Source organism: Streptomyces sp. NPDC059718, assembly GCF_042733315.1.
In the GTDB taxonomy this organism is placed as follows: domain Bacteria; phylum Actinomycetota; class Actinomycetes; order Streptomycetales; family Streptomycetaceae; genus Actinacidiphila.
On sequence record NZ_JBHWGA010000015.1, the window covers coordinates 38,332 to 57,639 of the forward strand.

18 protein-coding genes and 1 pseudogene are annotated in these 19,308 nt (G+C 74.5%); 8 read left to right on the forward strand and 11 right to left on the reverse strand.

All coding sequences use genetic code 11. The annotated features are described in order from the left end of the window. Positions 1–20: 20 nt before the first annotated feature. The gene (locus ACFV3E_RS18605) at positions 21–332 is read right to left on the reverse strand and encodes an SHOCT domain-containing protein (RefSeq protein WP_500370406.1); all 312 of its coding nucleotides are present in this window, start codon (positions 330–332) and stop codon (positions 21–23) included. Between the two features lie 196 nt (positions 333–528). Here ACFV3E_RS18605 and ACFV3E_RS18610 point away from each other — a divergent pair, with 196 nt between their 5' ends. After that, positions 529–882, forward strand: a complete 354-nt coding sequence (locus ACFV3E_RS18610; protein ID WP_500535594.1) for a hypothetical protein — start codon at positions 529–531, stop codon at positions 880–882. 10 nt (positions 883–892) lie between these two features. Here the strand turns inward: ACFV3E_RS18610 and ACFV3E_RS18615 are convergent, their stop codons facing one another. From ACFV3E_RS18615 to ACFV3E_RS18625, 3 genes are all read right to left on the reverse strand, one after another. Continuing rightward, complete coding sequence (locus tag ACFV3E_RS18615) at positions 893–1,336, reverse strand: DUF6325 family protein (RefSeq protein ID WP_500535595.1); 444 nt, start codon at positions 1,334–1,336, stop codon at positions 893–895. Between the two features lie 56 nt (positions 1,337–1,392). Continuing rightward, positions 1,393–2,349 (reverse strand): DUF389 domain-containing protein, encoded by a 957-nt coding sequence (locus tag ACFV3E_RS18620; protein ID WP_500535596.1) that lies wholly within the window; start codon positions 2,347–2,349, stop codon positions 1,393–1,395. Positions 2,350–2,410: 61 nt separating this feature from the next. Beyond that, positions 2,411–3,055 carry a GAP family protein gene (locus ACFV3E_RS18625; RefSeq protein WP_500535597.1) on the reverse strand — a complete coding sequence of 215 codons (645 nt, stop codon included), beginning with the start codon at positions 3,053–3,055 and terminating at the stop codon, positions 2,411–2,413. 202 nt (positions 3,056–3,257) lie between these two features. On the opposite strand from ACFV3E_RS18625, the gene ACFV3E_RS18630 reads away from it, so the two are divergent. Then, complete coding sequence (locus ACFV3E_RS18630) at positions 3,258–4,664, forward strand: DUF2252 domain-containing protein (RefSeq protein WP_500535598.1); 1,407 nt, start codon at positions 3,258–3,260, stop codon at positions 4,662–4,664. A 47-nt stretch (positions 4,665–4,711) separates the two neighbouring features. Here the strand turns inward: ACFV3E_RS18630 and ACFV3E_RS18635 are convergent, their stop codons facing one another. Continuing rightward, entirely contained in the window at positions 4,712–6,037 is a 1,326-nt protein-coding gene (locus ACFV3E_RS18635) for a chloride channel protein (protein WP_500535691.1), read from the reverse strand. Positions 6,038–6,233: 196 nt separating this feature from the next. Here ACFV3E_RS18635 and fahA point away from each other — a divergent pair, with 196 nt between their 5' ends. From fahA to ACFV3E_RS18650, 3 genes are all read left to right on the forward strand, one after another. Then, positions 6,234–7,493 (forward strand): fumarylacetoacetase, encoded by a 1,260-nt coding sequence (gene fahA, locus ACFV3E_RS18640; protein ID WP_500535599.1) that lies wholly within the window; start codon positions 6,234–6,236, stop codon positions 7,491–7,493. Positions 7,494–7,621: 128 nt separating this feature from the next. Further along, positions 7,622–9,046, forward strand: a complete 1,425-nt coding sequence (locus tag ACFV3E_RS18645) for an MFS transporter (protein WP_500535600.1) — start codon at positions 7,622–7,624, stop codon at positions 9,044–9,046. After that, positions 9,036–10,514: a pyridoxal phosphate-dependent decarboxylase family protein gene (locus ACFV3E_RS18650; RefSeq protein ID WP_500535601.1), complete on the forward strand. Its 1,479-nt coding sequence runs from the start codon at positions 9,036–9,038 to the stop codon at positions 10,512–10,514. Before ACFV3E_RS18645 ends, ACFV3E_RS18650 begins: the two co-directional genes overlap by 11 nt. A 108-nt stretch (positions 10,515–10,622) precedes the next feature. On the opposite strand, the gene ACFV3E_RS18655 is transcribed toward ACFV3E_RS18650, so the two are convergent. The 4 genes from ACFV3E_RS18655 to ACFV3E_RS18670 all read right to left on the reverse strand — a co-directional run bounded on the left by ACFV3E_RS18655 (position 10,623) and on the right by ACFV3E_RS18670 (position 16,373). Further along, on the reverse strand, positions 10,623–11,600 hold the full coding sequence (locus ACFV3E_RS18655; RefSeq protein ID WP_500535602.1) for a pirin family protein: 978 nt from the start codon (positions 11,598–11,600) through the stop codon (positions 10,623–10,625). 7 nt (positions 11,601–11,607) lie between these two features. Next, positions 11,608–13,365 carry an acyclic terpene utilization AtuA family protein gene (locus ACFV3E_RS18660; protein WP_500535603.1) on the reverse strand — a complete coding sequence of 586 codons (1,758 nt, stop codon included), beginning with the start codon at positions 13,363–13,365 and terminating at the stop codon, positions 11,608–11,610. A 77-nt stretch (positions 13,366–13,442) separates the two neighbouring features. Then, positions 13,443–14,804, reverse strand: coding sequence for an NAD(P)/FAD-dependent oxidoreductase (locus ACFV3E_RS18665; RefSeq protein ID WP_500535604.1), 1,362 nt, complete (start codon positions 14,802–14,804; stop codon positions 13,443–13,445). 204 nt (positions 14,805–15,008) lie between these two features. Then, complete coding sequence (locus tag ACFV3E_RS18670) at positions 15,009–16,373, reverse strand: cytochrome P450 (RefSeq protein WP_500535605.1); 1,365 nt, start codon at positions 16,371–16,373, stop codon at positions 15,009–15,011. 126 nt (positions 16,374–16,499) lie between these two features. On the opposite strand from ACFV3E_RS18670, the gene ACFV3E_RS18675 reads away from it, so the two are divergent. Further along, on the forward strand, positions 16,500–17,036 hold the full coding sequence (locus ACFV3E_RS18675; RefSeq protein WP_500535606.1) for an NUDIX hydrolase: 537 nt from the start codon (positions 16,500–16,502) through the stop codon (positions 17,034–17,036). Here the strand turns inward: ACFV3E_RS18675 and ACFV3E_RS18680 are convergent. Together ACFV3E_RS18680 and ACFV3E_RS18685 are read right to left on the reverse strand one after the other, a co-directional pair. Next, positions 16,987–17,759, reverse strand: a pseudogene (locus ACFV3E_RS18680) (DUF817 domain-containing protein); the annotation flags it as partial. The gene ACFV3E_RS18675 and the pseudogene ACFV3E_RS18680 sit on opposite strands and share 50 nt — an antisense overlap. 53 nt (positions 17,760–17,812) lie before the next feature. After that, entirely contained in the window at positions 17,813–18,388 is a 576-nt protein-coding gene (locus ACFV3E_RS18685) for a TetR/AcrR family transcriptional regulator (protein WP_500535607.1), read from the reverse strand. A 99-nt stretch (positions 18,389–18,487) separates the two neighbouring features. Between ACFV3E_RS18685 and ACFV3E_RS18690 the strand changes: the two genes are divergently transcribed. Next, positions 18,488–18,892, forward strand: coding sequence for a YidH family protein (locus ACFV3E_RS18690; protein ID WP_500370392.1), 405 nt, complete (start codon positions 18,488–18,490; stop codon positions 18,890–18,892). Then, positions 18,892–19,227: a DUF202 domain-containing protein gene (locus tag ACFV3E_RS18695; RefSeq protein ID WP_500535608.1), complete on the forward strand. Its 336-nt coding sequence runs from the start codon at positions 18,892–18,894 to the stop codon at positions 19,225–19,227. Before ACFV3E_RS18690 ends, ACFV3E_RS18695 begins: the two co-directional genes overlap by 1 nt. Positions 19,228–19,308 lie beyond the last annotated feature (81 nt).

The window sequence follows — 19,308 nt, forward strand, 5'->3', positions numbered from 1 at the left end:
CGTTTCCGGCGCCCGCGCCGTCAGCCGCCGAGGATGGCGCGTTTCTGCGTCTGGAACTCCTCCTCGGTGAGGATCCCCTGCTCCTTCAGTTCGCCCAGCTGCTTGAGCTGCTCCAGCTTCCCCGCCATGTCGCCCCCCGGGGCGGGCGGCGGTTGCGGAGGCGGGGCGGCCGCGGGCGGTGGGGCGGGGGCCGTGGGCTCCTGGACCGCTGCCTGCCCGTAGCCCTGCTCCGCCCACCGGCCCTGCTGCCGTCGCGCCACCCGCTGCGACACCGCGGTGGCCGTGCCCGCGACGACGGCCGTACGTACCGCTCCACGCAGTAGACCGGGCATGGTGCCGTCCCTTCCGGTGGTTCCTGGACCTCCATTCGACCACCGCGCCGGGCGGGCCGCACGCCGGCACCTGGTCCGCCGTCACCACCAGGGGGAGGATGATTCGGCCGACTGGGCGTGCCCGGCATGACAGCGTGGGCGCTCTCGGGGCAGCGTGGCCTTCGCACCGCTCTCCGCACAGACGAGGACGCTCACCATGGCAGATCTCCGGCGGCACGGCATCCGCGCCGGCGCCCTGTTCCTTCTGCTCGGCGCCGCGGGCTGCTCCGGCCTGGACTCCCAAGCGGTGGGCACGGTGGTGTACACCACCCCGGACAACAAGGTGGTGCAGCTGGACAATCCGTCGGTGGACGGCTGCCACCAGTTGCCGCCCACGGGTGCCAGGTCGATCGTGAACAACACGCTCAACGACGTCGTCCTGCACACCGGTCCCGGCTGCAAGAACCTCGAGGGCACGGAGAGCACCTACCTGGCGACGAAGACCAGCAACCCGGGCATCCCCGACGCGGAGCCGTGGATGAGTTTCACCGTGGTCGGCGGGAACGCCTGACCAGGGGTCATCAGGGGCCGGACTCCGCGGCGTCCAGGGAGGCGAGCCCGTCCTGGACGGGGATCCGGCCGCCGGCCACGAGCCTGCCCCCGCCCCGGCGGATCGCGACGGCGAGGGGCGCGGCCCACAGGTTCTCGTAGACCAGGACGGCGGCGGAGCTGCCCGGTTCGAGGACAGCGGCGGCGTCCGCGAGGTCGTCCGCGCCGAGCAGGCCGGAGGAGGCGCCCTGGAAGACCTCGAGCTCGCCGAGTCCCCCGGCGGTGAGGTCGGCGATCTCCAGGCCGGCGACGCTCCCGTCCGCGTCCTTGCGGACGAAGGTCAGGTCGAGGATGCGGACGAGCCCGCGGTCCACGAGGTCGAGCAGGAGCGGGAAGGCCTCCCCGGTCATGCGGTTGCCGGGGAATTCGATCACCACGTAGTCGATGGGGCCCATCTCGTCGATCGCGTCGCTCACGGCACTGCTCCCTTCCCCCGCGCCATCCCCCGTGCCATTGGACCACCGGCAGGGGGTCATCGCACCTCGGCCCGGGCCGCCGCCCCGGCGCTGACGCGGCGCCAGATGGCGCGCTGGCACCTGAGGGTCCCGGTGCCGACGAGGATCAGCACGACGACGTTGAGCAGCAGCTGGAACAGGGAGCCCCGCGCCTCGTCCCAGGAGGCGAAGGCGAGCGAGACGCCGAGGTCGGCCCCGGCCGGGATGGTCGTCACCGAGATGAAGACGCCGAGCAGGGCGCTGGTGCGGGCCTCGGTGAGGGAGACGATGCCGACGATCCCGGCGAGCACGGCCACCACGAGGGAGAAGAAGTTGGGGGTGTTGATCAGGTGGGCGACCGGCCGCACCCCCAGCCGGAAGGCCTCCGGCTGCAGGTCGAAGGCCCTTACGAGCAGGGCGAAGAGCAGCGTGGCGGCGATGGCCAGCGCGAAGCCCACGAGCAGGGCCCGGAGTCCCTCGCGGACCCGGGCGCGGTCGTGGCGGTCGATGCCGAGGGCGACGCTGGTGATGGCCCCGTACTCGGGTCCGACGACCATGGCGGCCACGATGAGGATCTGCGAGTTGCTGATGATGCCGACCGCGCCGATGATCCCGGCGATGACCAGCAGCAGGTGGAAGCTGGGCGGGTAGCGGCCCTCGGCGCGGATGCGGGCCTCGACCTGGTCCCACACCGGGGTGCGCAGCCGTGCGCCGGGGGAGGCCGCTCCGGCCCGCTCGGCGGTGTCGGAGAGGACGACGTCGACGGGGTCGAGGACGATCGATCCGCGGCGGTCGATCCCGAGGTCGCGCAGCCCGCGCAGGACGGTGTTGGCGGCGCCGGTCAGCACGTCGCACTCGATGGCGTCGCCGTCCGGGTGGCGGGCGCCGCCGCGCAGCAGGACGAGGTTGAGCACGCAGGGATCGGCACCGAGCGCGGTCAGCGCCCGGTCCGTGAGGTCCGGCGGGCTCACCGCACGGACATGGATCATGTCCACCCCTGCATTACGCCCGCGACCGGCGGGGGCGGCAACTCGGCGCGGCGCAGCGGAGACGGGCTCAGGCGGTGAGCTGGTAGAGGCTCTTGGCGACCAGGACCAGCCCGATGACCAGGCACAGCCCGATGATCGCCTGGTCCTGGTGGCCGTCGAGCCAGGTGCGCAGGACGCGCAGCCGGACGCGGGCGGAGTCGGGGGCGACGAGGGTGTAGACCTCCATCGTCAGCAGGGTGGAGCTGGCGATCAGGCAGTACGCCATGAGCGCCAGGTACGACTCGAGGTGGGACAGGTCGGCCTCGACGACGGTCGCGGCGCCCGCCGCCACCAGTCCCCACGGCTGGAGCAGCACCGCGAGGCCCGCTGACGACCAGGCGGAGACCCGCTCCAGGCGGCTCGTCATCCGGGACGGCCGGTGGGGGCGCGCCGCACGGCGCCTGCGGTGCTCGGCGTAGCCCACCAGCCCGGCGCCGACGGCGAGTTTGCCGGCGAGGGCGGCCGTCGAGGGCGAGGACTTCGGCTCCGGGGGCTTGCCCTGGGTCAGCAGCAGCACCGCCGCGACGACCGCGACCAGGCAGGTCAGCCAGGCGATGATGAAGGCCAGTCCCTTCCACGCCCCGCCGCGGGTGCTCAGCACCAGCACGAACGCCATCAGCGGGAACGGGAACAGGGTGACGGCCAGCCCGATCAGGACGAGGTCAAGGACCATCGCCGCCCCCGCCGGGGGTCGGGGGCCCCGGAAGATGGCCGGCCGCGTCCATGGGGTCATGGTCACCGGGGCCGCCCGCGGGCACAACTCCGCGGCCCCGGGTCCGGCTCGCCGGGGCCATGGGCCGGGCTTACGTTTGAGGGGGCCGGCGCACCCACGCATTCCCGGCGAGTTCCGTGCGGCCCGGAGGACGGTGACCGCGATGACCGTGGACGCCCGGTGGAGTTCGCCCGGGGAGCGGGCCGCGCGCGGCAAGGCGGCCCGCAAGAGGACGCCGCGCTCCGCCCACGCGGAGTACGCGCCCGCGGCGGACCGGGCCGATCCGGTGGACGTCGTGGAGGGGCAGTCGGCCCGGCGTGTGCCGGAGCTCGTGCCGATCCGCTACGGCCGCATGACCGAGTCGCCGTTCCGCTTCTACCGCGGGGCGGCCGCGGTCATGGCCGGGGACCTCGCGCACACGCCCCGCTCGGGCCTGCGGGCCCAGTTGTGCGGGGACGCGCACCTGCTCAACTTCCGGCTGCTGGCCTCGCCGGAGCGGCGGCTGATGTTCGACATCAACGACTTCGACGAGACCCTGCCGGGCCCCTGGGAGTGGGACGTCAAGCGCCTGGCCGCCAGTCTGGTCATCGCGGGCCGTGCGAACGGCTTCTCGGCGGCCGAGCGCGCGGGGGTGGTGCGGGCGGCGGTGGGGGCGTACCGGCGGCGGATGCGCGGCTTCGCCGGGATGGGCAACCTGCAGGTCTGGTACACCCGTTTCGAGGCGGACCGGTTGCAGCAGCAGTTCGCCCCGATGATGGGCGGCGAGGACGTGGCGCGCTGGGAGCGTGCCCGGGCCCGGGCCCGGGCGCACGACACGCTGCAGGTCTTCGACAAGCTGACCCGGGTGATCGACGGCAGGCGCCTGATCGCCCCCGATCCCCCGCTGCTGATGCCGCTGCGCGACCTGCTCGACGGCGACGCCCGCGCCGCCCTGGAGAAGGAGATCTCCCGGCTGGTCGAGCGCTACGGCCACTCCCTGCAGCCCGACCGCCGCTTCCTGCTGGAGCAGTACCGGCTCGCCGACTGCGCGCGCAAGGTCGTCGGGGTGGGCAGTGTCGGGACCCGCTGCTGGATCCTGCTCCTGCTGGGGAAGGACGACGAGGATCCGCTGTTCCTGCAGGCGAAGGAGGCCGAGGAGTCGGTCCTGGCCCCGTACGCGGGGCCCGGCCCGCACCGTACGCAGGGCGAGCGGGTGGTCGCCGGGCAGCGCCTGATGCAGGCGACCAGCGACATCTTCCTCGGCTGGGAACGCCTCCACGGCATCGACGGGCGGCAGCGGGACTTCTACGTACGGCAGTTGCGCGACTGGAAGGGCATCGTGGTGGCCGAGAGCCTGGTGCCCAGGACGATGACGCTGTTCGGGGAGGTGTGCGGCGCCACGCTGGCCCGGGCGCACGCGCGGTCCGGGGACCGAATCGCGATCGCCGCGTACCTGGGGGGTTCCGACGTCTTCGACCGGGCCGTCGCCGCTTTCGCCGAGACGTACGCGGACCAGAACGAACGGGACCACCGGGCACTCGTGGACGCCGTCCGCACCGGACGCGTCCAGGCGGAGGCCCCCTCCCCCTGAACCGGCACCATGGTGACGCCTGCCGGGGTTCGCGTACCCGGCGCTCCTCAGGGGCGCGACGACGCGGGCCGCGGCGCTGTGCCGGACGCGGGCGGCCGCCCGCCGCCGAGCGGCGGCAGGGGCGGGATGTCCGGGCCCTGCGGCAGCAGTTCGGCCGCCACGAAGGCGACGACCACCGCCAGCACCACCACCGGCACCGATTCGGTGTTGCCGAGCAGGAGCACCACGAGCACCACGCTGCTCACCGGCAGGCGCATCGCGGCGGCTCCCGCGGCCGCCATGCCCGCCGCCATCGCCGGTACGACCCCGAAACCCGGCAGCGGGGCGGCCAGCAGCCCGGCGGCGCCGCCGAGGAAGAGCGAGGGGAAGATCGGGCCGCCGCGCAGGCTGCCCAGGCACAGCGCGTAGCCGACGCCCTTGCACAGCAGCACCGCGATCAGGGCGCCGGCCGGCCAGGCGTGCGGGTCGGCGGCCATCTGCGCCAGCGCCGCCTGCCCGGAGGAGGCGACCTCCTCCGGTGTGCGGCCCGTGGCCAGCGCGTACACGGCGGCGCACACGCCGGTGGCGAGTGCGCAGAGCACGGTGTGCGGCAGCGGCCGGCGGGAGACGAACACCGCGGCGGCCTTGCTGCCGGTGAGGATCAGGTGCACGGCCACTCCGACCGCCAGGGCGAGCAGTACGCCCCATGCCACGTCGCCCGCGTCGAGCGTCGGCGGCCGGGGCAGGCCGATGTCGAGGTGGGTGGTCTTCAGTCCCGTCCAGCGGCCGAAGCCGGTGAACACGATGTCGCCCACGCCGCTGGCGAGCAGGGCCGGCAGCATCACGGCGAACAGCTGGGGCCCGCCGACCCCGGCCACCTCCATCAGGAGCACCGCGGCCACCACCGGGTTGCCGAAGATCGTGGCGATCGCCGCCGCGGAACCGGACGCGCCGAGCAGCGCGTTGGTCTGCGGGGTCGCTGGCGAGCGGACCAGGTCGCGGAAGAGCAGCGCCAGTGCGCCGCCGAAAGCGATGAGCGGGGCCTCGGGCCCGAGCACCGCGCCCAGCGGCAGGCCCGCCAGGGCGGCGAGGACCACGCCGGGCAGGGCGGAGGTGGCCATCCCGCCGGTGTGCAGGCCGCCGGCCGGGACGTGGCCTCCGCGGCCCGGCATGCGGGTGACGACCAGGCCCACGATCGCACCGGCGAGGGTGAGCAGCGGCAGCGGCCACCACCACGGGGGCGTCTGCAGGCCGAGGTGCCCGGGCAGCACCTCCCACAGCAGCCGCTCGAGTTCGTGGAGGGCGACGAGGAACCAGAAGGCCAGGAAGGACACCGGGATGCCGATCACCGCGGAGAACACGAGCGTCCTGCGGTACGCCGGCCGGCGCAGCAGTTCGCGCAGCTGGTCGGCTTCCTGGGGCTGGTTCCCGGGAGGGCTGATCGTCGTCCTCCTCGTTCGCGAATGGGGCGGAACGGGTGATGTCCGGCGAGACTACCGACGCGGGGCCGCACGGCGGCGAAGGCCACGCTGGACGTTAGGGTGAGCCGACCGCGCGAGGAAGCGCGGCCCCGACGTATCTGGAGGTGCCATGGCCGCCCCCACCTGGGTCGCCGTGCCGGACGACTCCCCCTTCGGCGTCCACAATCTGCCGTACGGGGTGTTCACCACCGCGGACCGTCCGCAGGAACGCCGGATCGGCGTCGCGATCGGAGACCACGTACTCGACGCGGGCGCCGCCGCGCGCGCCGCCGGAGCGGGAACGGCCGGGCCGGAGGCCGGGCTGCTGACGGCGCCGACGCTCAACCCGCTGCTGGCGGCCGGGCGTTCGGCCTGGACGGCGGTGCGGTCGCTGGTCACCGCATGGCTGACGGACGAGGCCCACCGGGTTGCCGTCGAGCCGCACCTGCTGCCGCGCGGCTCCGTCACGCTCCACCTCGCGTTCGACGTCGCGGACTACGTCGACTTCTACGCCTCGGAGCACCACGCCACGAACGTCGGCCGGATCTTCCGCCCGGACGGGGAGCCGCTGCCCCCCAACTGGAAGCACCTGCCGATCGGTTACCACGGCCGCAGCGGCACGATCGTCGTGTCGGGGACGCCGGTGGTCCGGCCGAACGGGCAGCGCAGGGGCGCCGCCCTGGCCGCCCCGTCCTTCGGGCCGTGCGAACGGCTGGACTTCGAGGCCGAGCTCGGCTTCGTCGTCGGCGGCCCGACCGCGCAGGGCGAGCCGGTGCCGCTGGCTGCGGCCGAGGAGCACGTCTTCGGGGTCTGCCTGCTCAACGACTGGTCCGCCCGCGACATCCAGGCCTGGGAGACCGTGCCGCTCGGCCCGTTCCTCGGGAAGTCGTTCGCGACCTCCGTCTCCCCGTGGGTCGTCCCCCTCGACGCGCTGTCGGCGGCGCGCGTCGACCCCCCGCCGCACGACGTGGGGATCCTGCCCTACCTGGACGACCGGGACGCCGGGACACAGCCGCGCGGGCTCGACATCGCCGTGGAGGTCCGGCTGCGGGGCGAGGTCGTCTCCCGTCCGCCGTTCTCCACCATGTACTGGACGTACGCCCAGATGCTCACCCACATGACCGTGAACGGCGCCTCGTTGCGGGCGGGCGACCTCTTCGCCTCGGGGACCATCAGCGGCCCGCGGCGCGACCAGCGGGGCGCGCTGATCGAGCTGACGTGGAACGGCGAGGAGCCGCTGGTGCTGTCGGACGGCACGAAGCGGACGTTCCTGGAGGACGGCGACGAACTCGTCATCTCGGCGACCGCCCCGGGGCCGGACGGCACCCGGATCGGCTTCGGCGAGGTCGCCGGCCGGGTGGTGGCGGGACCGGCCCTTTTCGTGAACTGACCTGTTCAGGGGTCTGTCCGAGTCCCGGGTCGGCGTGATCTCCTACGCCTGACGGCGCGGCGTCCGGCCACGGCACGCCGCGCCGTCGCGTACGCCGCCCCGAGTCGACCCGGACCCGCAGGGGAGCCATGTCCGAGACGCTGCCCTCCGCACCCGCCGAGGACGCCGGCCGAGCGTCCGCCCCGCCACTGCCCCGGCAGGTGCGGATCGGCTACGGCCTGGGATCGCTGGGCACCGGCACCTTCGGCACGGTGCCGGGCCTGATCCTGCTCTACTACCTCACCAATGTGCTGGCCGTCCCGGCGGCCGTGGCGGGCGCGGCCGTCTTCCTCCCCAAGGCGTGGGACGTGCTGGTCAACCCCCTGGTGGGCGCGGCCGCCGACCGCAGCCGGCTGCAGGACGGCTCCCGGCGGCCGTTCCTGCTGGCCGGGGCGCTCACGCTGCCGCCGCTGTTCGCGCTGGTCTTCGCGGCGCCGCCGCTGCGCGGGGCCGCCGCCGCGGGCTACGTGGCGGTGGTCTTCCTGCTGGCCGCCACCGCCTACGCCGTCTTCCAGGTGCCGTACGTGACCATGCCCGCCGAGATGACGGAGGACCCCGGCGAGCGCGCCCGGGTGCTGGGCTGGCGCGTGGCGTTCCTCGGGGTGGCGATCCTGTTGTCGGGCGCGCTGGCCCCCGCGGTCGCCCACGGGTACGGCGACACGCCCGCGAGCTACCGGCTGATGGGGGCGGTCGTGGCGGTCCTGCTGCTGGTGGGGATGCTCGGCGCCTGGCGCTTCACCCGGCACGCGCCGTCGGTCGCCCGCAGCGAGTCGGAGGCTTCGCTGCGGGCGCAGTTGGCGGCGGCCCGCGACAACCGGCCGTTCCTGTTCCTGGTGGGGATGTGGACGCTGCAGGCGCTCGCCGTGGGGATCATGCTGTCCGGGGTCCAGTACTTCGCCACGTACACCCTCGGCTCGGCGAGGGCCGTCACCCCGCTGTTCGTCTGCATGATCGGCCCGCTGGTGCTGGTGATGCCGCTGTGGAACCGGCTGGCCCGGACGCGCGGCGTGACGTACGCGCAGTGGTGCGCGTCCCTGCTCTTCGTGGCCGGTGCCGCCCTGCTGGCCCTCACCCCGTACGCGGGGCCGGGGCTCGGCTACCCGGCGGTCGCGGCCGTCGGGGTCGCCTACGCGGGGCTGCAGTTGCTGCCGCTGACGATGCTCGCCGACACCCTGGCCGCGGACGCGGTCCGTACCGGGCGGCGCAGGGCGGCCACCTTCACCGGGCTGTGGACGGCCGCGGAGACGCTGGCGTTCGCGCTGGGCGCCGGGGCGTTCGCGCTGGTGCTGGCGGTGAGCGGGTTCCGTTCCTCGGACGCCGCGCACCACGTCGACCAGCCGGACTCGGCCCTGACCGGCATCACCGCCGGCATGAGCGTGCTCCCCGCGGTGCTCGCCGCCGCGAGCCTGTGGCTGCTCCACCGCTACCGGGAGGACCCCGTGGACTCCGGCCCGGCCCCGCAGACCCCCGCCCGCACCGACCCGCCCGAGGACACCGACGACCATGCCCACTGAGCCCGTTCCCTCCCCCGCCCTCCCCCAGGGCCGCCCCGCCGGCGAGGTGCTGGCGCAGCTGCGTGAGCTGCGCGCGGACGACGCCCCCACCCGCGGCGGCCGCACCTTCGCGTACGTCTACGACTCCGGGCTGTCCGGCGTGGACGAGCTGGCCGCCTCGGCGTACGCGGTGTTCGCCACCGTCAACGGGCTGGACATGACGGTCTTCCCCAGCGTCGCCCGGCTGGAGAACGACCTGATCGCCGCCGCCGTGGCACTGCTGGGCACGCCCGGTGCCCAGGGCTCCTTCACCAGCGGCGGCACCGAGTCGATCCTGCTGGCGGTGAAGACCGCCCGGGACCACGCCCGCGCGGTGCGCGCGGTGACCGCGCCGCAGCTGGTGCTGCCCTCCACCTCGCACGCCGCCTTCCACAAGGCCGCCGCCTACCTGGGCCTGGAGACCGTGGTGGTGCCGGTGGAGCCGGACACGCTGCGGGCCGACGCGGCGGCCGTGGCGGCCGCGATCACCGACCGCACGGCGCTGGTGGTGGCCTCGGCCCCCTCGTACGCCCACGGGGTGGTCGACCCGGTCGCGGAGATCGCCGCCGCGGCGGCCGGCCGTGGCGTGCTCTGCCACGTCGACGCGTGCATCGGCGGCTGGCTGCTGCCCTACCTGCGGCGCGCCGGGCGGGACGTGCCGGCCTTCGACCTGTCGGTGCCCGGGGTGACCTCGCTCTCGGTGGACCTGCACAAGTACGGCTACGCCGACAAGGGCGCCTCCGTGGTGCTCTACCGGGACGCCGAGCTGCGCCGCCACCAGTACTTCGCCCACGCCGGCTGGCCGGGCTACCCCGTGGTCAACCCCACCGTGCAGGGCACCAAGTCGGCCGGGCTGCTGGCCCAGGCGTGGGCCGTGCAACGGCACATCGGCGAGGACGGCTACCGCGCGCTGGCCGAGCGCACCGCCGCGGCCGCCGACCGGCTGCTGCCGGCGCTGCGCGCCGTCGAGGGCGTGCGGGTGCTGGGCGATCCCCAGGCCGGGCTCGTCGCGTTCACACTGCTCGGCGCCGACGGCACGCCGGACCTGAGCCTGCTCCTCCACCTCGCCGACGAGATGCGCGAACGCGGCTGGTACCTGCAGCCGCAGCTGTCCTACGACGGGCTGCCGCCCAATCTGCACCTGACCCTGACCCCCGCGGCGGCCGGTCTGGTGGACGCGCTCCTCACCGACCTGGACGCGGCGTTGAAGGCGGCACGCGCCCTGGACCCGGTGACGGTGGACCCGGCGGTCGCGCGGTTCGCTGCGGAACTCGACCCGTCCACCCTGGGACCGCAGGAGGTGGAGGCGGTCCTGGCCTTCGCCGGCATGGGCGGCGGCACCGGGCTGCCCCGCCGGATGGCCCCGGTACTGGCGCTGCTCGACGCACTGCCCGTACCGCTCAAGGAACGGCTGCTGACGGAGTTCGTCGGGGCGGTCTTCCGCGTCTGACGGCGGTCTCGGGAAACCGAACGCCGACCAGGGGGCCGGCACCGTGGGCGAGTTCGCGCGGCCCGTGCGCGGCGGCCGGGGCCGCTTGACCGGCTCGCCGCGCAGCGGTCAGCGTTCGCGGCCGCGGGGCTTGAGGGGGGTCTCGGGGAGTTCCGGGGCGAGGAGGCGGTCGCCGTCGTAGCCGTGCACGGTGCCGAAGGCGCTGCCGGTGTTCCACTCCTCGCGGGCACGGGCGATCTCCTCGCCGTCGCGGGCGACGAAGTTCCACCACATGACGAGCCTCTCCTCGAACGGCTCGCCGCCGAGCAGCATCAGGCCCGCGTCGACCTCCGCGCGCAGCGGCAGTCCGGTGCGGCCGCAGCCCAGGTAGAGCATCGAACCGGCCTCGACGGGCACGCCGTCGACGTCGGCCCGGCCGGACATCGACAGGACCGCGTACTCGAAGTCCCGCTCCAGCGGCAGCGTCACGTCGGTGCCCGCGGCGAGGGCGAGGTCGGCGCCGACGAGGGGCGTGTGCACGGTGCCGGGCGAGGCCGCGCCGTCCACCTCGCCGAGGATCACCGTGGCGGTGAGGCCGCTCCCGACGCCCCCGCCCCGCAGCACCGGCAGGTCGGCGTGGTGCTCGAAGGCGGGCTCGCGGTGCCGGGCCGCGTCCGGGAGGGCGACCCACAACTGGGCGCCGTGCAGGAGGCGGGCGTGCTCGCGCGGGGACTCCTCCGAGTGGGCGATGCCCCGGCCCGAGGTCATCAGGCCGAGTTCCCTCGGCCGCACGGTCTGCAGGCTGCCGAGGGTGTCCCGGTGCAGAACCTCGCCCTCGTGGAGCCAGCTGACGGTCTGCAGCCCGATGTGCGGGTGCGGGGGCACCTGCATGCCGGGCTGGTCGGCGATGTCGTCGGGACCGTAGTGGTCGACGAAGCACCAGGCGCCGACCATGCGGCGGCCCAGGTTGGGCAGCAGACGGCGTACGACGCTGCTCTCGCCGAGCGGCACGAGGCGTCCGGTGAGCAGGTCGTGGACGGGTTTCGCGGACACGTCCGCACGCCCGCCGCACGTGGCGGGCGCGGGATGGAGGTCGAGGTTGCTCATGGCGCGATCATGCCCCGCGGCGCGGCGCGGGGACGAGCACCGCGGGGATGTCGGCCTCCAGCCCGCGCAGGTACTCGCCGAGCCCCTTGGCCTGCGGGTCGGGGCGGGTGGAGGCGGCGACGCCGTCGCCGAGCAGGCCGTGGACGACGAAGTTCAGGGCGCGCAGGTTGGGCAGCTCGTAACGGCTGACGGCGAGTTTGGCGGTCTCCGGGAGCAGGGCGCGCAGCCGTTCGACGTCCAGCCAGCCGCGCAGCCAGCCGTAGGCGGCGTCGTCGCGGGCCCACAGGCCGACGTTGGCGTCGCCGCCCTTGTCGCCGGAGCGGGCGCCGACGAGCAGGCCCAGCGGGGCGCGCACGGTGGGGCCCTCGGCCGGCCGGCCGGGCGGGGCCGGGGGCTGCGCGGGGACGCGTACCGACGTGACGGGCGGGCGCGGCACGGGGACGCGGGTGCCGTCCTGCAGCACGACCTCGGGGTGGACGAGGGCGGCGGGGACGAGGGCCGGCCAGTGGACGCCGTACTCGGTGGGCCTGGGCGAGAAGTGCTCCATGTGCAGCCCGGGCGCGGTGGACAGGCCGGTGCCGACGACGGCGCCGAACAGGGCGCGGCCGACCTTGTCCTTGTCGGGATCCTTGACGGTGAGGGTGAGCCGGGCGCCGGTGGCGGTGGGCTCGGTGCGGACGTCGTACGTCCCGAAGCCGGACGGGCCGCCGGTCGCGTCGAGCAGGGACGCCTCGGCGAACCGGACCTTGGCCTCGATGTCGGGGCCGGTGAGCACGAAGGTGGCCGTGTTGCGGTAGCCGCCGTGGTGGTTGAGGCAGACCTTGAGGGTGTCGGGGGCGGGTTCGCCGCGGGCGCCGGAGACCAGGACCCGGTCGGGACCCTCCTGTTCCAGGGTCACGGTGTCGAAGCGGGTGACGACGTCGGGGTTGAGGTAGGCGGGGCGGTCGATCTCGTACAGCAGCTGGGCGGTGACCGTGTCGACGGTGACCGCTCCCCCGGTGCCCGCGTGCTTGGTGATGACGCTGGAGCCGTCGGGCCGCAGCTCGGCGATGGGGAAGCCGGGGCGCACGGGCCGTTCGACCTCGGTGAAGAAGGAGTAGTTGCCGCCGGTGGCCTGGGCCCCGCACTCGATGATGTGCCCGGCGGTGACCGCGCCCGCGAGCCGGTCCCAGTCGTCGGTGGCCCAGTCGAAGGCCCAGGCGGCGGGACCGACCACCAGGGAGGCGTCGGTGACGCGGCCGCAGATGACGACGTCGGCCCCGGCGCGCAGCGCCTCGGTGATGCCCCAGGCGCCGAGGTAGGCGTTGGCGGTGAGCGGGCGCACGTCCGCGTCGGCGAGCGGTAGTCCGGTGGCCAGGTGGGCGAACGGGTGGCCCTCGCGCTGGAGTCCGGGCAGCCGGTCGAGCAGGTCGTCGCCCTCCAGGTGGGCGACGGAGGGGTTCAGCCCCGCCAGGGCGGCCAGTTCGCGGAGCTTCGCGGCAAGACCTGCGGGGTTGAGCCCGCCCGCGTTGACGACGATCTTGATGCCGCGGTCCAGGCAGGTGGCGAGGACGTCGCCCATCTGGGCGAGGAAGGACAGGGCGTAGCCGGCCTCGGGGTCGCGCTGCCGGGCCTTCCAGAGCAGCAGCATCGTCAGCTCGGCGAGGTAGTCGCCGGTCAGTACGTCGATCGGGCCGCCCTCGACCATCTCGCGGGCGGCCGATAGGCGGTCGCCGTAGAAGCCGGAGCAGTTGGCGATGCGCAGGGTCTCACGTCGCTGGGTCATGTCCCTCGCCGTCAGCGGTGTCGGTGTTCAGATGTGGGTGTTCAGATGTGGGTGGGGGCGGTGCACGTGTGGGGCGGTCAGACGGCCGTCGCGCGCAGCGACTCGACGTGGCGGCGGATCTCCTCCGGCGAGAGGTAGATGTCGGTGACCTCGAAGTCCTTCAGCGCGGCCGGCCTGCGGGCCTGGAAGCCGGTGCGGACGAAGTCGTCCCCGGCAACGGCGTTGAGGAACCAGCCCGCTGCGGCACGGAAGCGCGCGGGGAAGGTGCGCAGCGCACCGAGGTGGTAGCCGCGGGCGACGACCTGGGCGGGGAGGCCGCTGAGCGGGATGCCGAGCGGCTTGGAGACCGCCTCGACCCCGCCGAGGTCGACGACGAGTCCGAGGTCCTTGTGCCGGTACGGCTGAAGGGGGCGGCCGCGCAGTGCCGCGACGACGTTCTCGGCGACGGCCTTGCCCTGCCGCATGGCGTGCTGGGCGGTGGGCGGGCAGACCGCGCCACCGCCCACGTCGAGGTCGGGGACGGCGGCCGAGTCACCGAGGGCGAAGACCCCGTCGGCGCCGGGGATGCACATCTCGGGGTCGGTGACGAGCCGGCCCTTGACGGTCTCGGTGCCCAGCGTGGCCACCAGGGGGCTGGAGACGACGCCGGCGGTCCAGATGAGGGTGCGGCAGGGCAGCTTGCGCCCGTCGGTGAAGGTCACGGTGTCGGGGGTGACCTCGGCGACGGACACGCCGAGCGAGACCTCGACCCCGCGCTCGCTGACGATCTGCAGCGCCTTCAGGCCGAGCTTCTCACCGAGTTCGGGCATCAGGCGGGGCGCGATGTCGATCAGGTGCCACTTGATGAGGGCCGGATCGAGGCGCGGGTAGCGCTTGGCCGCCGCCGTGGTCAGCCGCTGCAGGACCGCGGCCGTCTCGGTGCCCGCGTAGCCGCCGCCGACGACGACGAACTGCAGCCGCGACTCGCGCTCGGCCTGGTCCGTGGTGGCGGACGCCAGGTCCAGCTGGGCGATGACGTGGTCGCGGATGTACGCCGCCTCGGCCAGGGTCTTCATGCCGCGGCCGTACTCGGTGAGGCCGGGGATGTCGAAGGTGCGGGTCACGCTTCCGGGGGCCAGCACGAGGTAGTCGTACTCCCTGACGAGCTCCTCGTCGGTGATCTTCTTGATGACGACGGCCTTGGCGGCCGGGTCGACCCCGATCGCCCGCCCGGGTATGACCTCGCTGCGGTGCACCATGCGGCGCAGCGGGACGGCGACCGCCTGGGGGGTCAGCACACCGGCGGCGACATGCGGGAGCAGGGGCAGGTAGAGCTGGTGGCTCCAGGGCGTGACCAGGGTGATCTCGGCCTCGTCCTGGGTCAGCCGCCGCTCCAGCCGGTGCACGCACTCCATGCCCGCGAAGCCGCCGCCGACGACCAGGATCCTGGGTCGCTTCATCACTCGCCTCCCGTAGGACCGTTCAGGGCCCGTTTCCCTACCCGCGGCGTGTGCGGATACGCCTCCGGCCACGCTCGCACACGCCTCGTCGCGGCGCGAACGGAGCGGCGGCGCCCGCGTGCGGCACGCTACCGGCCCCGTCGTGCGCGGATGAAGGGTTCCGGCGGACCGGCCCCGGGGGCCGGGCGCGGTCCGGCCCGCCGGTCACACCCCCGCGCGGGGCGTCAGGCGGCAGCGGGCCGGTCCGCGGGCCTGGAGGGTGATGCCGGCGCCGAGCGGGACGTCCTGGTCGACGGCGGTGAGTTCGTGGCCGCGCAGCAGCACGGCGAGGGCGAGCACGGACTCCAGCAGGGAGAAGTGCCTGCCGATGCAGGCGCGGGGGCCGCCGCCGAAGGGGAGCCAGGCGTAGCGGTGGCGGGCGGCCTCCGCCTGCGGGGTGAAGCGGCCGGGGTCGAAGCGCCCGGGCTCCGGCCAGTGGCCGGGATGGCGGTGGATCACCCAGGGGACGACGATGACGTCCGCGCCGGCCGGGACGAGGTGGCCGCCGATGCGGGCGGCGGCGACCGAGCGGCGGCCGATGACGGGCGCGGCCGGGTACAGGCGCATGGCCTCCTTGAGGACCGCCGTGAGGTAGGGCAGGGCGTCGAGGTCCGCGGCCTCCGGGACGCGTCCACCGAGGACGCGGTCGACCTCCTCCCGGGCCCGGGCCTGATCCTCGGGGTGACGGGCGAGCAGGTGGAGGGCGAAGGCGAGCGAGGTGGCGGTCGTCTCGTGGCCGGCGAGAAGGAAGATCAGCACCTGGTCGCGGATCTCGGCGGGGTCGAGGGGACGTCCGTCCTCGTCCCGGGCCGAGGCGAGCAGGGAGAGCAGGTCCTGGCCGTCGCCGCCCTCCGCACGGCGGCGCTCGATGATCGCGTCGCAGACCGCGTACAGCTCGGCGGTGGCCGCCGCCGCCCTCCGGTTGCCGGGGGTCGGCCAGTGGCGGGGGGTCCGCACCGGGGCGAAGCCGCGCCGCCGGACGTAGTCGTTGACGACCGGCATGCGGCGGCGGACGGTGTCGACGGCCGGCTCGATCGCGCCGCCGAACAGGACGCGGGCGATCGTGCGCAGGGTGAGGCCGTGCATCTCCTCCAGGACGTCGACGGTGCCGTCGGGCGCGTCGTGCCAGTCGGCGACGAGGGCGGCGGCCTCGGCGGTGACGGCGGTCGCGTAGCCGTCGACGCGGCGCGGGGTGAACAGCGGCTGCAGGAGCCTGCGCTGCCGCTGGTAGTCGGTGTCCTGGCTGGTGAGGAGCCCGTTGCCGAAGGACTGCCGGACCTCCTCGTAGAACGGGCTGTCCTTGCGGAAGCCGGCCGCTTCGGTCGCCAGCACCTGCTGGGCGCCCTCGGGTGAGAACACCGCGTGCACCTCGGCGCGCAGCCCCGGTGGGCCGGCGCTGAAGCGGACGAGGTCCCCGTGGTCGCGCCGCGCGCGCTCGTAGGTGTCGAGGGGCTCGCGCAGCAGGTCGAACATCGACCCGAGCAGCGGCACCCCCGCCGGACCCGGCACCTTCGTGTGAGCGGTCGTCATGACCCCGATTCTGCGCGCGTACGACGGCGCCGGGGCCCGGGCGGTGCAGCTTGGCCGGAACCCGCCCCGGGGCCGATCATGAGGGCGCGTACCCGGCCCACGGGCACCGCGACGGACGGAGGCACCATGGAGGACGCTCCGCGCTCGGCGGACGAGTTGCTGGACATCGTGGACGAGCAGGACCGGGTGGTCGGCCGGGAGACGCGCGGTGAGGCCACCGCGCGCGGCCTGCGGCACCGCTGCGTCTTCGTCCTCGCCAGGGACGGCCAGGGGCGCGTGTTCGTGCACCAACGCACCGCGGAGAAGCTGGTCTTCCCCTCCCTCCACGACATGTTCGTGGGCGGTGTGGTGGGCGCGGGCGAGGCGTACGACGACGCGGCGCTGCGCGAGGCGGAGGAGGAGCTGGGGGTCTGCGGTCTGCCGCGTCCGACGGCGCTGTTCAGCTTCCTGTACGAGGGGACGGGGGCGGCGGCGGGTCACACCTGGTGGTCCCGGGTGTACGAGGTCCGCTGCGACCTGCCGGTCGTGCCGCAGGCCGAGGAGGTCGCCTGGCACGACTTCGTGACGGAGGAGGAACTGGAACGCCTCCTGCCGGAGTGGGAATGGGTGCCCGACGGCCTGGAGGCCTGGCACCGGCTGCGCGACTGGCGACGACGAAGGTGACGCTGATCAGCAGCGCCCAGGCGCCGAACTTGGCGAGGGAGACCGGCACCCAGCCGTGCTCCTGGTCGGGGTAGCGCCCCAGGCGCCCACGTAGGTGGCGGCGTTCTCGGCGACCCAGAGGAAGAAGCCGATGAGGACGAAGGAGACCGCGAGCGGCATCCGCAGGCGCACCCCGTCGACCGTGAAGTGCACCCAGGTGCCCGCCGTCGTCCAGAGCAGCAGGACGGCCAGCAGCCACCGCGCGTCGGGCAGCCAGTGGTGGGTGAAGAAGTTGAGGTACACCGCCGCGGCCAGGATGGTCATGGCGCGGCGGCGGTAGCCGGTCAGGCCCAGCTCGAACAGCCGCCAGGCCGCGCACACGTAGCTGCCGACGGCGGCGTAGAGGAAGCCCCCGTACAGCGGGACGCCGCCGAACTTGGTGAGCGCGGGTTCGGGGTAGCTCCAGGAGCCCAGGTGCACCTTGACGAGTTCGAAGAGCAGCCCGACGGCGTGGCACACCGCGATGACGGCGACGTCACGGCCGCGCTCCCAGCCGCAGGCCCAGAACAGCGCGCTGAGCGCCACCCCGTAGCAGAGCAGCAGGTCGTAGCGGGCGACGGGCAGCGGCGGCAGCAGCCGCGAGCCGGCCACGCCCGCCATGAGCGCGACGGCGAAGGCGCAGCAGCGTGCCTCCGTCCAGCCGAAGAGCACGAGCTTGCGGACGCCGGTGACGATCGGTCCCATGGTGAGGGGGACACCGCCGGGCGGCGCCCCGGTTCCGGGCGGGTCCGGCGCGTTCAGTCCAGGGAGCGCAGGGCGGTCGCGACGGCGTCCTCGACGAAGGCCCGGCCGAGGCGGGCCCGGCCCACGACGCGCAGGCCCTGGACGAAGGTGGTGAGGAAGCGGGCCAGTTCCACCGGGTCCTTGTCGGCGGACAGCTCCCCCCGGGCTTTCGCCTTCTCCAGCGCCGCCGCGAGGGCGGACTCCAGCAGGCGCATGGTGACGGTGACGCGGTCGACGGTGCCGGGGTCGTCGCCGCGCTCGGTGGCGGCGTTGACCAGCAGACAGCCCCGTTCGGGGTCCTCCAGGTCGGCCTCGACCATCTGCTCCAGCGCGGTGCGGACGGCGGGGCGGATCTCGTCCGCGTTCTCGAGCAGTTCGACGAGCCCGCCGGCGTACCGGGAGCAGTAGCGCTCCAGGGCGCGGGCGTAGAGCCTGTCCTTGGAGCCGAAGGCGGCGTAGAGGCTGCCGCTGCCGATGGAGAGCTCGGCCAGCAGGTCCTGGAGCGAGGTCGCCGCGTAGCCGCGGCGCCAGAACAGGTCCATGGCACGGTCGAGGGCCTGGTCGATGTCGAACTCCCTGGTGCGCGCCATGGCGCGAGCCTACCATTTCTGGATCAGTTGATACACTACGGCGGCCGGGGGCCCGTCCCAGGACGCGCCCGCCGCGATGGCGCTCGGTACTGTGGGGCCGTGATCAAGCGTGTACGGGCCGCGGCCGGGGCGGTCGCCCTCTGGTTCGCCCCGGCACGGGTGCGGACCGAGGGGACGACGCCGGACTACCGCTTCTCGCTCGCCAACGAGCGGACCTTCCTCGCCTGGCTGCGCACCGCGCTCGCGCTGGTGGGCGGCGGCTTCGCGGTCGACCAGTTCCTGCGGGACCTGCGCCGCCCGGTCCGGGTGACGCTCGCGGTGGTACTGGTGGTCGGCGGCGCGATGTGCGCGGTCCGCGCGGTGAACCACTGGGTGCGCTGCGAGCGGGCGATGCGGCGCGGGGAGGACCTGCCCGTCTCGCGCTTCCCCGCCCTGCTGGCGGTGCTGGTGGCCCTGGTGGCCGTGGCGATGCTGCTCACGGTGACGCTGGGGTGGGCGGGCTGATGGCCGCCCCGGGCGGCGACACCCCGCGGGACCCGGGCCTGCAGCCCGAGCGGACCCGGCTGGCCTGGCGGCGCACCACGCTGGCCTTCGCAGTGGCGGCGCTGCTGGCCGGACGCGAGGCGGTGCTGCACGGGGTGCCGCCGGCCGGGCTGCTGGGGCTCTCGCTGTGCGCGCTGGCGTGGCTGGCGTTCACCGTCACCGCCCAGCGGCGGATCGCCGCCCTGGACTCCGCGCGGCCCGCCGCGATGACGCCGGGGACGGCGGCCTGGGCCGTGCTGAGCGTCCTGGTCCTGGCCGTCGCGGGCGCGCTGCTGGTCTTCCTCGTGCACCGCTGAGGGCGCGCCGCCCGGGCGGGGGCGGCCTGCGGGGCCGACGCTTGAAGACGTCAAGCTAATGATTTACCATTTCAAGCTTTT

Coding starts and splice junctions, on each gene's coding strand:
- ACFV3E_RS18605 (WP_500370406.1), bottom strand. CDS start 332: ATGCCCGGTCTACTGCGTGGAGCGGTACGTACGGCCGTCGTCGCGGGC.
- ACFV3E_RS18610 (WP_500535594.1), top strand. CDS start 529: ATGGCAGATCTCCGGCGGCACGGCATCCGCGCCGGCGCCCTGTTCCTT.
- ACFV3E_RS18625 (WP_500535597.1), bottom strand. CDS start 3,055: ATGGTCCTTGACCTCGTCCTGATCGGGCTGGCCGTCACCCTGTTCCCG.
- ACFV3E_RS18630 (WP_500535598.1), top strand. CDS start 3,258: ATGACCGTGGACGCCCGGTGGAGTTCGCCCGGGGAGCGGGCCGCGCGC.
- fahA (WP_500535599.1), top strand. CDS start 6,234: ATGGCCGCCCCCACCTGGGTCGCCGTGCCGGACGACTCCCCCTTCGGC.
- ACFV3E_RS18645 (WP_500535600.1), top strand. CDS start 7,622: ATGTCCGAGACGCTGCCCTCCGCACCCGCCGAGGACGCCGGCCGAGCG.
- ACFV3E_RS18650 (WP_500535601.1), top strand. CDS start 9,036: ATGCCCACTGAGCCCGTTCCCTCCCCCGCCCTCCCCCAGGGCCGCCCC.
- ACFV3E_RS18655 (WP_500535602.1), bottom strand. CDS start 11,600: ATGAGCAACCTCGACCTCCATCCCGCGCCCGCCACGTGCGGCGGGCGT.
- ACFV3E_RS18660 (WP_500535603.1), bottom strand. CDS start 13,365: ATGACCCAGCGACGTGAGACCCTGCGCATCGCCAACTGCTCCGGCTTC.
- ACFV3E_RS18665 (WP_500535604.1), bottom strand. CDS start 14,804: ATGAAGCGACCCAGGATCCTGGTCGTCGGCGGCGGCTTCGCGGGCATG.
- ACFV3E_RS18670 (WP_500535605.1), bottom strand. CDS start 16,373: ATGACGACCGCTCACACGAAGGTGCCGGGTCCGGCGGGGGTGCCGCTG.
- ACFV3E_RS18675 (WP_500535606.1), top strand. CDS start 16,500: ATGGAGGACGCTCCGCGCTCGGCGGACGAGTTGCTGGACATCGTGGAC.
- ACFV3E_RS18685 (WP_500535607.1), bottom strand. CDS start 18,388: ATGGCGCGCACCAGGGAGTTCGACATCGACCAGGCCCTCGACCGTGCC.
- ACFV3E_RS18695 (WP_500535608.1), top strand. CDS start 18,892: ATGGCCGCCCCGGGCGGCGACACCCCGCGGGACCCGGGCCTGCAGCCC.